The organism is Pseudarthrobacter oxydans (assembly GCF_030812335.1).
In the GTDB taxonomy this organism is placed as follows: domain Bacteria; phylum Actinomycetota; class Actinomycetes; order Actinomycetales; family Micrococcaceae; genus Arthrobacter; species Arthrobacter oxydans_B.
In genome coordinates, this window is sequence record NZ_JAUSSN010000010.1 from 129,499 (window position 1) to 143,563 (window position 14,065).

General features: G+C 66.7%; 14 protein-coding genes. 8 read left to right on the forward strand and 6 right to left on the reverse strand.

The features are described from left to right. Positions 1 to 47 precede the first annotated feature (47 nt). Both J2W14_RS16755 and J2W14_RS16760 read right to left on the reverse strand, forming a co-directional pair. Positions 48 to 440 carry a VOC family protein gene (locus J2W14_RS16755; RefSeq protein WP_307464596.1) on the reverse strand — a complete coding sequence of 131 codons (393 nt, stop codon included), beginning with the start codon at positions 438 to 440 and terminating at the stop codon, positions 48 to 50. A gap of 13 nt (positions 441 to 453) precedes the next feature. Next, the gene (locus J2W14_RS16760) at positions 454 to 1,263 is read right to left on the reverse strand and encodes an arsenate reductase/protein-tyrosine-phosphatase family protein (RefSeq protein WP_307464597.1); all 810 of its coding nucleotides are present in this window, start codon (positions 1,261 to 1,263) and stop codon (positions 454 to 456) included. 101 nt (positions 1,264 to 1,364) lie between these two features. Here J2W14_RS16760 and J2W14_RS16765 point away from each other — a divergent pair, with 101 nt between their 5' ends. Then, the gene (locus tag J2W14_RS16765) at positions 1,365 to 2,150 is read left to right on the forward strand and encodes an alpha/beta fold hydrolase (RefSeq protein ID WP_307464599.1); all 786 of its coding nucleotides are present in this window, start codon (positions 1,365 to 1,367) and stop codon (positions 2,148 to 2,150) included. A gap of 204 nt (positions 2,151 to 2,354) precedes the next feature. Next, positions 2,355 to 2,534 carry a zinc-binding dehydrogenase gene (locus J2W14_RS16770; RefSeq protein WP_307464601.1) on the forward strand — a complete coding sequence of 60 codons (180 nt, stop codon included), beginning with the start codon at positions 2,355 to 2,357 and terminating at the stop codon, positions 2,532 to 2,534. 48 nt (positions 2,535 to 2,582) lie between these two features. Here the strand turns inward: J2W14_RS16770 and J2W14_RS16775 are convergent, their stop codons facing one another. Beyond that, positions 2,583 to 3,167 (reverse strand): histidine phosphatase family protein, encoded by a 585-nt coding sequence (locus tag J2W14_RS16775; protein ID WP_307464603.1) that lies wholly within the window; start codon positions 3,165 to 3,167, stop codon positions 2,583 to 2,585. A gap of 162 nt (positions 3,168 to 3,329) precedes the next feature. On the opposite strand from J2W14_RS16775, the gene J2W14_RS16780 reads away from it, so the two are divergent. From J2W14_RS16780 to J2W14_RS16805, 6 genes are all read left to right on the forward strand, one after another. After that, entirely contained in the window at positions 3,330 to 4,352 is a 1,023-nt protein-coding gene (locus J2W14_RS16780; protein WP_307464605.1) for a LacI family DNA-binding transcriptional regulator, read from the forward strand. 140 nt (positions 4,353 to 4,492) lie between these two features. After that, the gene (locus J2W14_RS16785; RefSeq protein ID WP_307464607.1) at positions 4,493 to 5,788 is read left to right on the forward strand and encodes a sugar ABC transporter substrate-binding protein; all 1,296 of its coding nucleotides are present in this window, start codon (positions 4,493 to 4,495) and stop codon (positions 5,786 to 5,788) included. Positions 5,789 to 5,869: 81 nt separating this feature from the next. Further along, a complete protein-coding gene (locus tag J2W14_RS16790; RefSeq protein WP_307464608.1) occupies positions 5,870 to 6,832 on the forward strand; it encodes a carbohydrate ABC transporter permease in 963 nt (320 codons plus the stop codon). Positions 6,833 to 6,878: 46 nt separating this feature from the next. Further along, the gene (locus J2W14_RS16795) at positions 6,879 to 7,721 is read left to right on the forward strand and encodes a carbohydrate ABC transporter permease (RefSeq protein WP_370871336.1); all 843 of its coding nucleotides are present in this window, start codon (positions 6,879 to 6,881) and stop codon (positions 7,719 to 7,721) included. Positions 7,722 to 7,729: 8 nt separating this feature from the next. Then, on the forward strand, positions 7,730 to 9,268 hold the full coding sequence (locus tag J2W14_RS16800; RefSeq protein WP_370871334.1) for a glycoside hydrolase family 32 protein: 1,539 nt from the start codon (positions 7,730 to 7,732) through the stop codon (positions 9,266 to 9,268). A gap of 125 nt (positions 9,269 to 9,393) precedes the next feature. Then, complete coding sequence (locus J2W14_RS16805; RefSeq protein ID WP_307464612.1) at positions 9,394 to 9,765, forward strand: VOC family protein; 372 nt, start codon at positions 9,394 to 9,396, stop codon at positions 9,763 to 9,765. A gap of 117 nt (positions 9,766 to 9,882) precedes the next feature. On the opposite strand, the gene J2W14_RS16810 is transcribed toward J2W14_RS16805, so the two are convergent. From J2W14_RS16810 to J2W14_RS16820, 3 genes are read right to left on the reverse strand one after another with little or no spacing between them, the layout of a single operon-like run. After that, positions 9,883 to 11,259 (reverse strand): DUF3100 domain-containing protein, encoded by a 1,377-nt coding sequence (locus tag J2W14_RS16810; RefSeq protein ID WP_307464613.1) that lies wholly within the window; start codon positions 11,257 to 11,259, stop codon positions 9,883 to 9,885. Next, positions 11,256 to 12,482: an amidohydrolase gene (locus tag J2W14_RS16815; RefSeq protein WP_307464614.1), complete on the reverse strand. Its 1,227-nt coding sequence runs from the start codon at positions 12,480 to 12,482 to the stop codon at positions 11,256 to 11,258. The genes J2W14_RS16810 and J2W14_RS16815 overlap by 4 nt, the downstream gene beginning before the upstream one ends. 15 nt (positions 12,483 to 12,497) lie before the next feature. Continuing rightward, positions 12,498 to 14,045 carry an aldehyde dehydrogenase family protein gene (locus tag J2W14_RS16820; protein ID WP_307464615.1) on the reverse strand — a complete coding sequence of 516 codons (1,548 nt, stop codon included), beginning with the start codon at positions 14,043 to 14,045 and terminating at the stop codon, positions 12,498 to 12,500. Positions 14,046 to 14,065 lie beyond the last annotated feature (20 nt).

Genomic DNA, 14,065 nt, shown 5'->3' on the forward strand with positions numbered 1-14,065 from the left:
TATGACACCTGTCACACTGCCCGTCAAGCCGGTTGGGCAGTTTGTCGCTAGGCGCCGGCCGGCTGGAACAACTCGACAACGTTGCCGGACGGGTCCTCCAGCAGAATCTGCTGCCCGCCCGGACCGGTGACAATATCGTTCCGGAAGGCGAGACCCGCGGCACGCAGCCGCTCCACCTCGGCCGCGATATCGCCCACTATGAGGTGAATGCGGTTCCATCCGCCCGGGGCCGGCACCGTGCCGTCCGGCATTGGCCGGCCCGCGGAGCTGCCCGGCCCGCTCAGCAGAAGCCGCAGTCGGCCTCTGGTGACGTCGGCGAACGCCGGTGCGGCGCTCGTGCGGAGGGTGAATCCGAGGTGTTTGGTGTAGAACTCGATCGCCGCTTCCACGTCGTCAACCATGTACCGGACGCTGACCGTATCCGTAAGGTCGCTGGGCATTGCTGGCTCCTTCCTAATTCGCTGGGGCGTACTCGATGGCGTACAGCAGGAACTGGATCCGCGTGTTCAGGTCGTCTGCCGTGCGGACGAACGCCGATGCGTCGTCCTGGTTGGCTGCTTTTTCGGCTGCCGGATCGGGAATGCTCCAATGCACCATCGCCGGTGGGCCCGGGAAGTCCGGGCAGACTTCCCTCACCCGGTCACAAAGGCTGATCACATAGTCGAACCGCTGCTCTGCGAATTCGCTTAGATGCTTGGGGCGGGCGCCGCTGATGTCCATGCCCCGCTCACGCATCACGCGCACGGCGTCGGGGTGCAAGTCCTTCGGGTGGCTGCCGGCGCTGGCGGTTTCGATCCGGGAGCCACCCCGGTGCGCCAGCATCGCCTCGGCCATCTGGGACCGGGAGCTGTTGCCCGTGCACAGGAACAGCACGCGAACGGGTGGCTGCCCGGGCGACTGACTGTTGGGTTCGCCAAAACCGCCCGCCGACTGTGATAGCTCGGTCGGGACAAGCCGCAGGCCCGGGTGAAGGGCCCCGCCGGCCTCGGCAAGGCGTTCGCGAAACGCCGACATGTTGAGGCTGCAGTAGGTGTCACGCCCGTCAGCCGAGCTACGCCGCATGGTCACCAGCCCGCCCGTGCGCAGTTGACCCAGATGGTAGGACGTCAGGCTCTGCCGCTGGCCCACCAGCGCCGTCAGCTCGCGCACCTGCCGGTCGCTGCGCGCCAGCTCGGTTAGCAGCTGCCACCGCACTGGGTGCCCGGCCAGGCGCAGAAACCCCGGCGGATCCGCCTGATACGCGGATGATGTGGTGTAGCTCACGAATCAATTATATCAATCTGACTAGATCGATCAACATGGTTTGATGGATCCCTGCCGGATCTGGCCCTTTTTCTCGGCGCCGCCCGGCGTTACGATGCCGTGTGAGCTTCACCCACGGCTACGCGGACAACCACGGGCTTCGCATGTATTACGAGGTCCACGGCCGGGCTGTGCCCGGCCAGCCGCCGCTGCTCCTTATCCCGGGCGGCGGCTTCACGATCGGCACCAACTTCAGGGAGCTCATTCCGGTGCTCGCCAAACAGCGCCAGGTGATTGCCGTCGAGGAGGAGGGCCACGGCCGCACCCAGCCCACCGGCCGTCCCCTTACTGCCGAGAACTCCGCCGGGGACATCCTCGCTGTGCTGGACCGGCTCAACGTGGAGAGCGTGGATGTGCTGGGGTTCAGCGCCGACGGCCACACCGCGATCGCGCTGGCCCTCGCGCGTCCCGCCGCCGTAAGGCGCCTCATCGCGGCCTCCACTTTTGCGAGCCGTGATGCCGTACCGGACGAGTTCTGGGACGCCATGGCTACGGCCACCCTGGATGACATGCCGGAGACCTACAAGGACGCCGACCGCCGTCTCAACGCCGAACCGGGCCACCTGGAGCGGCTCTTCGAGCTGGACCGCGGGCGCATCCTGGACTTCCCCGGATGGTCCGATGCGGAGCTGGGCACCATCGCCGCCGCCACACTGGTGGTGAGCGGCGACCGCGACGTTGTCACCGCCAGGTATGCCGCGCGGATGGCCGGCGCCATCCCGGGCGCCCGGCTGCTGGTCGTCCCCGGCGGCCACGGCGACTACCTCGGCGAGCAGTCCGCCAGCGGCGGGGACCTGCGGACGATGCACGCCACCGTCCCGTTCCTGCTGCGGTTCCTCGGCGAGTAGCGGGCCCAGCAGGCGGACAGCACGACAGCGGCACGGTGAGATGCGCATTCACCGCCCGGTGCGGAATAGTACATTGCCCTGTGGGAACGGCTCCTGGCCCGCAAGCCGGCAGCCCTGGGGTGGAACGAGTCCGCCGGTCTTCCCCTGGCGGGGCTTGACGGCATATCAGGTCCTGACCCGTCTGGGCCTCACGGCGGCACCTGGATGTGGGTCAACCCCGTCGGCGCCCAACTGCAGGAGCTCGCCGACCTGGTGGATCGGCACAACATCCGCGTTGAGGTTGCCCGGACGTTCCCGTTGCCGGAGGCCGCCGACGCCTTCCGGCTCAATATGGAAGGGCATACGCGCGGCAAGATTGTCATCACGGTCGACGACGCCGCGTGATGCGAAGCAGCGGCCGGATTCCGGCCGCTGCTGTTCCGCCGGTGCGGCTCAGCCCGGAACGCCGGCGGCAACCCGCTCTCCGTTGAAGTATTCGAGCTGCCAGCCGTCAACGGGATGGTGGTGGGCCAGATTGAGCGCGGCGTTATCGATGCTGTGCAGGGTGCGGCCGATCGCCCGGCTGAGGCTCACGCGGAGCAGGGAGCCGTGGGCGACCGCCAGAACGCGGCGGCCGCGGAACTCCTCGGCGAGAGCTTCCAGCGCGGCCAACCCGCGGCGGGCTGCACTGTCCTGGCTTTCTGCGCCGCGGAAACCGTCGGGGATGCGCAGCGCGTCCAGTTCGGGGCCGTCCTGCAAGCCTTCGGCGGGTCCGAAGTTGCGTTCGGTGAGCTCAGGGACGCGGCGGGCAAGGCCGAGTCCCAGCCCTGCCGCAATGAGATCTGCAGTTTCCGCGGGACGGCTCAGCGGCGACGACACGATCATGTCCCAGTCGTAGCCGGACAGGACGGCGACGGCGTCGCGCGCCTGGCCGCGGCCGACGTCGTTCAGGGGAATGTCGGTGGACCCCTGCAGCCGGCGCTGGGCGTTCCAGTCCGTCTGGCCATGGCGGACAAGGGCGAACGTCGTAAGGGTCATGCGTTCCATTCTCCCCTGAATCCCGGTGCCGGGAGTGTTCCTGGGGGCGAGGTGCAACATCGTCCCGTTCCTGCGCGGAACGGCAGAAGGGTTGACAGTTGCAAAACGTTTTGGATACTGTGATCAACACAACAGGCAAAACGTTTTGCAAAGGACAGGTCAATGGCGACAAAGATAGGCATCCGGGAAGTGGCGAAGGCCGCCGGCGTTTCCGTAACTACGGTTTCCCACGCCCTCAATGACGCCACCAGCTCCCGCGTCAATCCCCAGACCCAGCAGCATGTGCGGGCGGTGGCCAAGGACCTTGGCTACGCTCCCAACCGGCTCGCCAGCGGACTGCGCAACCAGCGGTCGCAGATCCTGGGCCTCGTCAGCGACGAAATCACCACCACGCCTTTCGCCGGGGCCATGATCAGGGGCGCCCAGGACGCCGCCTATGAGCGCGGTTACGTACTCATGGTGGTCAACTCCGGCCGCGATCCTGAACTCGAAAACCGCGAAATCCGGACACTGCAGCAGCACCAGGTGGATGGGATCGTCTACGCGAGGATGTACCACCAGGGCGTCAGCCTTCCGGCGGAACTGGGCACGTTGCCCACCGTCCTTCTCGATGCCGCTACGGCAGACCGGTCCATCTCTTCGGTGGTCCCGGACGAAGTTGCAGCGGCGGAAACAGCCGTGGAAGCCCTCATCAAGGCCGGCCATACCAGGATCGGGATGCTGAGCAACATCGACAACATCCCGGCGACCCACGGGCGGCTGCAGGGCTACCGGAACGCGCTGGACCGCCACGGCCTCCAGTTCAATCCGGAACTCGTGACCGCGGGGGTGCCTGATACTACTGCCGGGCGGGAAATTGCCCTGGAGCTGCTGCAGCGCCCGGAGCGGCCAACGGGACTGTTTTGCTTCAGCGACCGGGTGGCCATGGGCGCCTACCAGGCCGCTGCTGCACTGGGGCTCCGCATTCCCGAGGACGTCTCCATCGTAGGTGTGGACAACCTCGAGCTGATCGCCGCGGCGCTCTGGCCCGGACTCACCACCGTGGCGCTTCCGCACTATGAGATGGGACGCTGGGCGGTCACCCGGCTCCTCGACGATATCGAAGGCCCCGCGACGGCAGCCGTCCAGGAGATGTTTTCCTGCCCGCTCATCGAGCGGGGGTCCGTCGGTCCGCCGCCGGACTAGTCACCCTCAGCCATACCCACCCCAACGCCAGCACAGACCCATCCCGGACCCCGCAAAAAGGGACGCAGCCGTTGCACCGGCCGCGCCCCAAAGGACCCGGGCTAATCATCCGCGTACAAAATAAGCAGAAAGACTCACTCATGAACAAGCGATTCACTCGGATCCTGGCCACCAGCATAACGGCGGCCGCCCTGGTCAGCAGCCTCGGCGCCTGTGGAAAAGGCAGTGCCTCGGCCACCTCCGAAGGCTCCAACGAGATCACCATGTGGACCCACAACGCCGGCAACGTGGAGGAGCTGGCCGCGATCCAGGGCGTCGTAGACGCCTATAACCAGAGCAGTGACGCCAAGGCCAAGATCAAGGTGCAGGCGTTTCCGCAGGACTCCTACAACGACTCCGTGGTCTCTGCGGCCGCTGCAGGGAAGCTTCCCTGCATCGTTGACATCGACGGTCCCAATGTCCCCAACTGGGCGTGGGCCAAGTACCTGACCCCGCTCAAGCTCTCCACCGACCTTTCCGCCAACCTGCCCAGCACCGTGGCCAAGTGGGAGGGCGAAACCTACGCTGTCGGTCACTACGATGTCGCGCTGGCCATGCTGGCACGGGCTTCGGACCTGAAGGCGGCCGGGGTCCGCGCCGCAACAATCGAGCAGCCGTGGACGGAGGACGAGTTCCAGGACGCGCTGACCAAGCTCAAGGCCCTGGGCAAGTGGGAATACCCGCTGGATATGGGGACCGCCGGCAGCGGAGAGTGGCTGCCCTACGGCTACTCGCCGCTGCTGCAGTCCTTCGGCGCCGACCTCATCAACCGCGACGGCTTCCAGACGGCGGACGGTGTCCTCAACGGGGACAAGGCCGTGGAATGGGCCAAGTGGTTCCGCGGACTGGCAGACCAGGGCTTTATGGCCACGAAGAGCGGCAAGGACTCCACCCAGGACTTCCTGAACAACAAGAGCGGCGTGCTGTACACCGGCTCATGGGCCGCGGACAAGGCCCGCGCTTCACTCGGCGAGGACCTTGTGGTCATGCCCACCGTGGACCTCGGCAACGGGCCCAAGATCGGCGGCGCTTCCTGGCAGTGGGGCGTCACCGAGGGCTGCGCCAACACCGACGCCGCCATGGACTACCTCTCCTACTCACTGAAGCCGGAAAACATGGCCGCAGTTGCCAAGGCCACGGGCACCATCCCGGCAACGGAGGAGGCTGCAGCGCTGATCCCCGAATTCGCGGAGGGCGGCGCCAACCGGATCTTCATGGACTTCTCCCGCAAGTACGCCGTGATGCGTCCCGAGACCCCGGCCTACCCCTTTATCGCCACCGAATACGGCAAGGCCGTGCAGGACGTTCTCGCAGGCGCCGATCCCCAGGGAGCCCTGGACAAAGCAGTCAAGGCCATTGACGCCAATATCAAGTCCAACGGCGGCTACAAGAACTAGCAGCCCTCCGCGGAGGACGACGACGGCGGGAGAGTTCCGCCGTCGTCGTCCCCCCGGTGCTGCAGGTCAACGGAGAATCCCATGACAACAAGCCCACTTCCCACCCGTCCCCGCCCCGCCGTCGCAACGGCGCCCGCGCCGCTGCCGTCCGCACCGCGCCACCGCCGGGCCGGCTTCCTGCGCGAACAGATCAGCGGCTGGGGCATGATCGCCCCCGCAGCGGTGCTGCTGCTGCTCTTTGTATTCCTTCCGGCCATCCTGGGCTTCGGCCTGGCGTTCACCAACGCCCGGTTGATCTCGCCCCGGCCGGTGGAGTTCGTCGGCACGGACAACTTCGCCCGGCTGTTCGCGGACCCCACCTTCTGGCGGGCACTCCTGAACGTCACCTACTTCGCCGTGGTGGTGGTCCCCGTGCAGTCAGCCCTGGCCCTGGCCATGGCGCTGCTGATCAACAAGAAATTCCGCGGCGTGAACTTCTTCCGCACCGTCTACTTCCTGCCCGTGGTCACGTCCATGGTCGTGGTCTCCCTGCTGTGGCTGTTTATGTACCGCAAGGACGGCCTGATCAACGAGCTGCTGTCCACCTTCAGCTTCGGCCTCATCCAAGGAGCCGACTGGCTCAACGATCCCGCAACGGCCATGCCCGCCATCATCGCGCTGTCCATCTGGCAGGCCGCCGGATTCCATATGATTATCTGGCTCGCCGGCCTGCAGAGCATCTCCGGAGAACTGTACGAGGCGGCCCAGTTGGACGGTGCGAGCCCCTGGCATCAGTTCCGGTACGTCACCTGGCCCGGACTGAAGCACACCCGCAGCCTGGTCCTGGTGACCATCACCATCCAGGCTCTCGGCCTCTTCGACCAGGTCAGCGTCATGACCCAGGGCGGACCGCTCGATTCCACCACCACCATCATCTACGAGGCTGTCCGCTCCGGCTTCAAACAGCAGGAAACCTCCTATGCCTCCGCGATCTCGCTGGTTTTCTTCGTCCTCGTGCTGCTCATTTCAGCGGTGCAGCGCTACCTGACCCGAGAGAAGGACTGACGTGAAAAACTCGCCTCGACTCAGCACCCTCAATAATGCAGGGACCATGCTGCTGCGGATCCTGTTCGCCGCCGTCGCCGCCTTCCCGATCGTTTTTATGCTGGTTTCCTCGCTTAAGCCTGACACCCAGATCTTCGGGGACATGTCCTCCGCTGCGGCTTTCCTGCCGGTGGGAAACATCTCCTTTGACAACTACGCGGCGGTGTTCGACCGGGTCCCGGCCGCCCGTTTCCTGATCAACTCCATCGGCATCTCCGCCGTCACGGTGGTCCTGGGCATCTTCATCAACAGCCTCTGCGCCTTCGCCCTGTCCCGCATGGAAGTGCGTGGCAAACGGGTGGTGTTCACGGTCATCCTGGCCACGCTGATCGTGCCGTTCCAGACCCTGGCACTGCCCCTGGTCTGGTGGGTCAACCAGTTGCCGTACTTCGAGCTCAGCGGCTTCAGCCTCGAGATCTCGAAGGGCTGGCTGGACACCTATCAGGTCCAGATCATTCCGTTCATCGCCAATGCGTTCTCCATCTACCTTTACCACCAGTACTTCGAATCCATCCCCAAGGAGCTGGATGAAGCCGCCCGGATCGACGGCGCGGGCTGGTTCAAGATCTACCGCCAGGTGGTCATGCCGCTGGCCGGCCCGGCCACGGCCACGGTCGCGATCCTGACGTTCCTGCCGGCCTGGAACTCGTACCTTTGGCCCCTCATGGTGGTCCAGTCCGAGGAACTCCGCCCGGTCATGATCGGCATCCAGTACTTCTTCCAGCTCAACGTCTCCTGGGGTGAGGTCATGGCCTACGCGTCCCTCATCACGGTCCCCGTGGTGGTCCTCTTCATCGCTTTCCAGAAGTCCTTCATCAACAGCATCGCCTCCAGCGGCGTCAAAGGCTGATGCCCTTTATGGCCTCCCTCCTCATCCCGAAAGTTGAACCCGCAGCCATGAAATCAGGCTTCACCATTGACTCCCAGTTCCGGCCGCAGTACCACTTCACGGCAGCCCGCAACTGGCTGAACGACCCCAACGGCCTGGTCTACTCCAACGGCATTTACCACCTTTTCTACCAGCACAACCCGCAGGGCGAGGTCTGGGGCAACATGTCCTGGGGCCATGCCACCTCAGCCGATCTGGTCCGCTGGGACGAGCAGCCGGTGGCCATCCCCTGTGATGAGCAGGAAGCCATCTTCTCCGGTTCCGCCGTTGCGGATGTCCACAACACCAGCGGATTCGGAGCCGGGACAACCGTGCCGCTGGTGGCCATCTACACCAGCGCATACTCCGCCGGGTCCCGCCTGGCGGGCCGCCAGGCGCAGTCCCTCGCGTACAGCAACGACGACGGCGCAACGTGGACGAAGTACGCCGGGAACCCCGTGCTGGACCGTGCGTCGGCCGACTTCCGTGACCCGAAAGTCTTCTGGTACGACGGTAGCGCCGGCAGTTACTGGGTGATGGTGGCCGTGGAAGCGATGGACCGGGAAGTTGTCCTCTACAAGTCCGCCGACCTCAAAGCCTGGGAATACCTCAGCACCTTCGGCCCGGCGAACGCCACCGGGGGAGTGTGGGAATGCCCGGACCTGTTCGAGCTGCCGGTGGACGGCGACGCCGGCAACACCAAATGGGTGCTGGTGGTGAACCTGAGCCCCGGCGGAATAGCTGGCGGCTCCGGCGGCCAGTACTTCCTTGGTACTTTCGACGGCGTCGCATTCGCCTCCGAGACCACGGTCACCGAGGGACTCGAACAGGATGACAGCCGTATGGCCGAGTACGGCTGGCTGGACTGGGGACGGGACTATTACGCGGCCGTCTCCTTCAGCAATGCCCCGGACGGGCGCCGGCTGATGATCGGCTGGATGAACAACTGGCAGTACGGTGCCGTCACGCCTACGAGCGGCTGGCGCAGCGCAATGTCCCTGGCGCGGGAAATCAGGCTGGCGACGCGGGGCGGCCGCGTGGTGCTGATGCAAGCGGCCGTGGATCCCCTGGAAGATGGCGGAGCCCGTACCTACAGCGAAGCTGGCCGGTCTCTTCCTCCCGGGACGCGCTGGCTCCCGGCAGAAGCGTCCGGCGACGTGCTGCGGATCGACGCCGAACTCGAGCCCGGCACCGCCGGGAAGGTGGGCCTGCTGCTCCGGGCGGATGGCGGCGAACGGACGGTTCTTGCGTACGATCCGGGCACGGGCGTGCTGAGCCTGGACCGGACTGCATCCGGCAACACGGCCTTCCACGAGTCGTTCGCTTCAGTGGACAGAGTGGCGGTGCCGCTGGAGGAAGGCCGGCTGCGGCTGCGGGTATTCCTGGACCGCTGCTCGGTGGAAGTTTTCGCCCAGGACGGGCTGGCCACCATCACGGACCAGATCTTTCCCGGCGAAACAAGCACCTCCCTGGCGGTCTTCGCCGAGGGTGGGGGCGCCACTTTGGTGAGCCTCGACGTCGTCCGCTAACTCAAACGCTCGGCTGGGATATCCCAGCCGAGCGCCACCCGCGAGGCCCGGCCGGTCCGCGTCTTCGCCTGAGATGGCGGCGCGTATCATCGGTAAGACCCGTCCCCTGGAGAGTGGAGCAACACATGCAGCTCGGCGCTTTTTCCGTCAGTCTCGCCGTCAAGGACATCGCGGCATCTGCCGCCTTCTACGAAAAACTCGGCTTCAGCAGATTCGGGGGCGACATCACCCAGAACTGGCTGATCCTGAAGAACGGTGAGACGGTCATCGGCCTCTTCCAGGGCATGTTTGAGAAGAACATGCTCACCTTCAACCCGGGCTGGAACCAGAACGCGGAGGCGGTGGACCCGTTCACCGATGTCCGCGAACTCCAGCGGGAACTGAAGGCCAAAGGCATGGAGTTCCTTTCCGAGGCAGACGAGGGATCCACGGGGCCGTCGAGCTTTGTCGTCCTGGACCCGGACGGCAACCCGGTGCTCGTCGACCAGCACGTCTGAGCTGCGGGGCGCCGCTTCAGGCACCATGCCAGCAGGCACCGCGCCCAACGGAAACGGACGACGGCGGGAGCTCCCGCCGTCGTCCGTTCTTTCTGTTCCGAAGTCCGGTGCTGCGTGTCAGTGCCAGAGCCCCAGGGCGAACTCGGCGATCACGGTGGAGAGCAGGAAGGACGCGGTGATCGCGACCAGGCCCACGGGAATGATCTTCCAGCCGATGGTTTTCAGCAGCGGGATGTCCTTGCCCAGGGACAGGCCCGCGAGCGTCAGCATGACGGTGGCGATGGACAGGAAGTCGACCGTCTTGATGACCGTGGTGAGCGCTGCGGCACCGAAGAACCAGGGGCTGGAAACGTAGGCGCCGATGGTGGTGATGTAGACGATCGCCGAGATTTTCCGGGTGACCTTCGACAGCCCGATGCTGACCAGGACCAGGGCTAGCATGATTCCGTACCCGGCGACGATCGACAGGCTGAATCCCTTGGCCGCCACCGACGCCGTGCCGATGCCCAGGACCGTGAGGACGGACAGGGACAGCCAGAGCGGAAGCTTGATGGCTGCCGAGGACTCGGCGACCTGTTCGCGGAACCGGCGGTTTTCTTCGGCCTGGGCCTCGTCCCGGTCGATGTCGGCGGCGCTACGGACCTGGGCGGCGCCTGCGGCCACGACGGCAGCTTCGCGGGTTGCCTGTTTGCGGGTGAGCGCCTTGTAGAAGCGGTCGGCCAGCGGCAGCGCGATGTAGATGCCGACGTAGACGCCCAGGACCGTGGTGATCAGGTTGGACACGGCTGCCATGCCGAGGATGGCTTCCTGGTCGGCCGGGTAGGCGGCGACGATGCTGGCCGCGGACGCCGCCATCATGGAGCCGGAACCCACGCCGGCGCCCATGGCCAGGGCCAGCGGATCGAAGATCTTCCAGTTGGCGACGAGCGAGGTGAGGAGGGTGATGAACACGGCGCCGAACAGCGTTCCGAAGACGTACATGGCCAGCACACCGCGGTACTGGTCCGAATCGGGTCCGTATTTTTCCGAGACCATGGCGAACGACGGTTCCCGGTCCAGGGAGAACGTGGCGCCCACCGTTGCCTTGCCCATCCGGAGCAGGACGGCCAGGGGGAGCGCCAGCATGATCGTGCCCAGCAGGTGGCCGACCTCCTGAAGGAGCAGCGCCGGCCCGGCCTTGATCAGGCTGGGAAGGCTGGGCCCGATGTTGAAGGCCAGCCGGGCGACCAGGAGCAGGACGGCGACACCCACCAGGGCGGCCGCCACCCGCTGGAGGTCCAGGCCCAGCGGCTTGAACTTCTGGACGGAGACCAGGAGACCCAGAATGAGCCCCCAGACCATGGGGAAGATGATGATGGCGCCGATTCCAAGATCAATTTTGGCCTGGCCGATGAACTGCACCGCGACGGCGATGACCAGGGCCAGGGCGGCAACCGGGATGGTCAGTTTGGGGCCGGCCGTGTCTATCCGGGCTGCCTTGGTGGGGGTGCTCATGATGTGCCTTCCTGGGTGAAAGTACGACGGCGGTATGCCGCTTGGGTGAAGCGTGATCGTTCGGTGGGGGTTGAGGCCGCGGCGGCGACGGTCCAGGCCAGCGCGGTGGCGGCCTCGAACATCACGCCGTAGGCTTCCGGGGAGTCGGCCAGCGCGGCAAACGCGTGGGAGTGGATCGGGACGTCCGCGCCGGGGATGCTGAGCCACGGATGCAGGGACGGGATGACCTGGGAGACGTTGCCCATGTCGGTGGAGCCGCCGCTGAGGCCGGCGGAGGGGGAGATGTCCTTGCCGAACTCCGCCATCGCCCCGGTCCAGTGTGCGGCCAGGGCGTTGTCCTGCAGCAGCGGCTCGTAGAGGGGTTCTGATGCCTCGATGGCCAGGGTGGTTCCGGTGGCCACCGCGGCTCCCTCAAAACAGCGCCGGACGCGTTCGAGCAGCGCCTCATATTCCGTCATGGTGAAGGCCCGGCATTCGAACTGGACCACTGCCCGTTCCGGAATGATGTTCGTGACGTGCCCGGCTTCGGCCACGAAGCACGCGATGCGGTGGTCCGCGGGGATCTGCTGGCGCAGCAATCCGATGGCGACCTGGCTCAGCACGGCGGCGTCCGCGGCGTTGACCCCGAGATGCGGGGCTGCCGCCGCATGGGCGGCCTTCCCGGTGAACGTTGCCTTGTACCGGCCCACGGCCTGGGCGCTCGTGCCTGCCGGGTTATAGGTCAGGCCGTCCTGGACGGGATGAACCATCAGGGCCAGGCCGACGCCGTCGAACGCCCCGCGTTCCAGCAGGAGGGCCTTGCCGCCGCCGTGCTCCTCGGCGGGCGTTCCGATCGCCTTCAGCGTGATGCCCAGTTCGTCCACGTAGGGCCGCAGGGCCAGCGCGGCAGCGACGGAGGCGCCCGCGATCAGATTGTGCCCGCACGCGTGTCCGATGTTCGGGAGCGCATCGTATTCCACGCACAGGGCCACCGTCAGTTCCCCGCTGCCGGCGCTCGCGGTGAAGGCTGTGGGCAGGCCGCCGGTGCCGCGTTCCACCTCGAACCCGCCCTCGGCCAGCAGTGCCGCTGCCGCTTCGGCCGAGCGGACCTCCTCGAAGGAGACCTCCTTGTGGGCATGGATTTCCCGCGCCATGGCGTGGACCCGGGGCCTCCAGTCCTCGACGCCGTCGGCCAGGGCGGCGCGGAGGGTCGCCATCGCGGGGGTTGTGTCTGTCAGTTCCATGAGTTTCTGCCTGTTCTAGTAGGACAGCGACGGGAAGGGGGAGCCGGCTGCGCGCGTGGGCACCCAGATGGCCTTGGTCTGCGTGTACTCGTCCAGGACGCCCGGACCGGAGGAGCGGCCGTGGCCCGAATCGCCGAAGCCGCCGAACGGAACGGCCACGTGGATGGTCTTGTAGGAGTTGATCCAGAATGTGCCGGCCCGCACCTCCCGGGCAATGTGGTGCGCGCGGGAGACATCGGAGGTCCACACGGCCCCGGCGAGGCCGAAGTTGGTGTTGTTGGCGCGGGCAATCGCCTCCGCTTCCGTGTCGAACGCGTCGGCGCCCACCACGGGACCGAAAACCTCCGTGGTTTCGAGGCGGTTCTCGGGCGTCACCCCGTCGAGCAGGGTCGGCATGACCCAGTGCCCGCCGGCCAGCGGGGACCCGGCGAGTGCCTCCGGGAGCGCCGCTCCGGTGACCCGGCGTCCGCCGTCGCTCAGCCCTGCCTCGATGAGGGAGGTGACGGTGGCGAACTGCTGGGCCGTGATGATCGGACCCACCTCGGTGGCCGCGTCCAGCGGGTCGCCGACCCGCAGCCGCGCGGCCTTGTCCGCCACCAGTTCGACGAACCGGGCGTGCACGCTGCGCTCCACCAGAAGCCGTGATCCGGCGACGCAGGACTGGCCCGCTCCGGAGAAGATCGCCGAGATGGCGCCGTCGGCGGCACGGTCCAGGTCGGCGTCGGCGAAGACAATGTTGGCGCTCTTGCCGCCGAGTTCCAGCAGGGCGGGAATCCCGGCCTGCGCGGCCGCGACAGCCACCCGCCGTCCCGTGGGGACGGAGCCGATGAAGCTGATCTTGCCGACCCGCCGGTCGGTGGTGAGGGCCGCTCCGACGGTCTGGCCCAGTCCCGCCGCGACGTTGAAGACGCCGGCCGGCAGCCCCGCTTCGTGGGCCAGCTGGGCGAGCCGGACCGAGGAGGCCGGGGTGAATTCGCTGGGTTTGATGATGACGGCGTTGCCGGCGGCCAGCGGCGCGGCGGAATTCCAGCCGGCCGTGAACAGCGGGGCGTTCCAGGGGGTGATGGCGACGACGACGCCCCACGGGACGCGTTCGGTGTAGGTGTGCCAGAGCCCGGGAACGGGAATGGTCAGCCCCGTCAGCTTGTCGGCCCAGCCGGCGTAGTAGCCGAACATTTCGGCCACTTTGGCGGCTTCGACGCGGGCGTCGCGGATGGGCTTTCCCGTGGTGGCGGACTCGAGGATGGCCAGTTCCTCCGCGTGGGCTTCCACGACGCGGCTGACGTTGCGCAGGATGGCCGCCCGCTCGAATCCGTTCATTCCGCCCCACACCGCCGCACCCGCCGTCGAGCTTTCCAGGATGGCGTTGGCGCCGTCGGTTCCTGGGTCGGCGTACGTGGCAAAGGCTTCCCCCGTGGCCGCTGCCGTGAGGGTGATGCTCTCGCCGCTGCCGGCAACTGTCCGGCCGTCAAGGAAGGCGCCGAGGCCGGTGGGGAAGGCCGCGTCCAGGACCGCCCGGGCGGTGGCTGCTGAGGAGGTGGTGGGTGCTGTGGTGGGGCTCAAGGGGGTGTTCCTTCGTGGCT

Excerpts from the sequence above, each read along its gene's own strand:
- J2W14_RS16815 (WP_307464614.1), bottom strand. The coding sequence starts at position 12,482 with ATGGAACTGACAGACACAACCCCCGCGATGGCGACCCTCCGCGCCGCC.
- J2W14_RS16790 (WP_307464608.1), top strand. The coding sequence starts at position 5,870 with ATGACAACAAGCCCACTTCCCACCCGTCCCCGCCCCGCCGTCGCAACG.
- J2W14_RS16810 (WP_307464613.1), bottom strand. The coding sequence starts at position 11,259 with ATGAGCACCCCCACCAAGGCAGCCCGGATAGACACGGCCGGCCCCAAA.
- J2W14_RS16755 (WP_307464596.1), bottom strand. The coding sequence starts at position 440 with ATGCCCAGCGACCTTACGGATACGGTCAGCGTCCGGTACATGGTTGAC.
- J2W14_RS16800 (WP_370871334.1), top strand. The coding sequence starts at position 7,730 with ATGGCCTCCCTCCTCATCCCGAAAGTTGAACCCGCAGCCATGAAATCA.
- J2W14_RS16770 (WP_307464601.1), top strand. The coding sequence starts at position 2,355 with ATGTGGGTCAACCCCGTCGGCGCCCAACTGCAGGAGCTCGCCGACCTG.
- J2W14_RS16805 (WP_307464612.1), top strand. The coding sequence starts at position 9,394 with ATGCAGCTCGGCGCTTTTTCCGTCAGTCTCGCCGTCAAGGACATCGCG.
- J2W14_RS16795 (WP_370871336.1), top strand. The coding sequence starts at position 6,879 with ATGCTGCTGCGGATCCTGTTCGCCGCCGTCGCCGCCTTCCCGATCGTT.
- J2W14_RS16780 (WP_307464605.1), top strand. The coding sequence starts at position 3,330 with ATGGCGACAAAGATAGGCATCCGGGAAGTGGCGAAGGCCGCCGGCGTT.
- J2W14_RS16785 (WP_307464607.1), top strand. The coding sequence starts at position 4,493 with ATGAACAAGCGATTCACTCGGATCCTGGCCACCAGCATAACGGCGGCC.
- J2W14_RS16775 (WP_307464603.1), bottom strand. The coding sequence starts at position 3,167 with ATGACCCTTACGACGTTCGCCCTTGTCCGCCATGGCCAGACGGACTGG.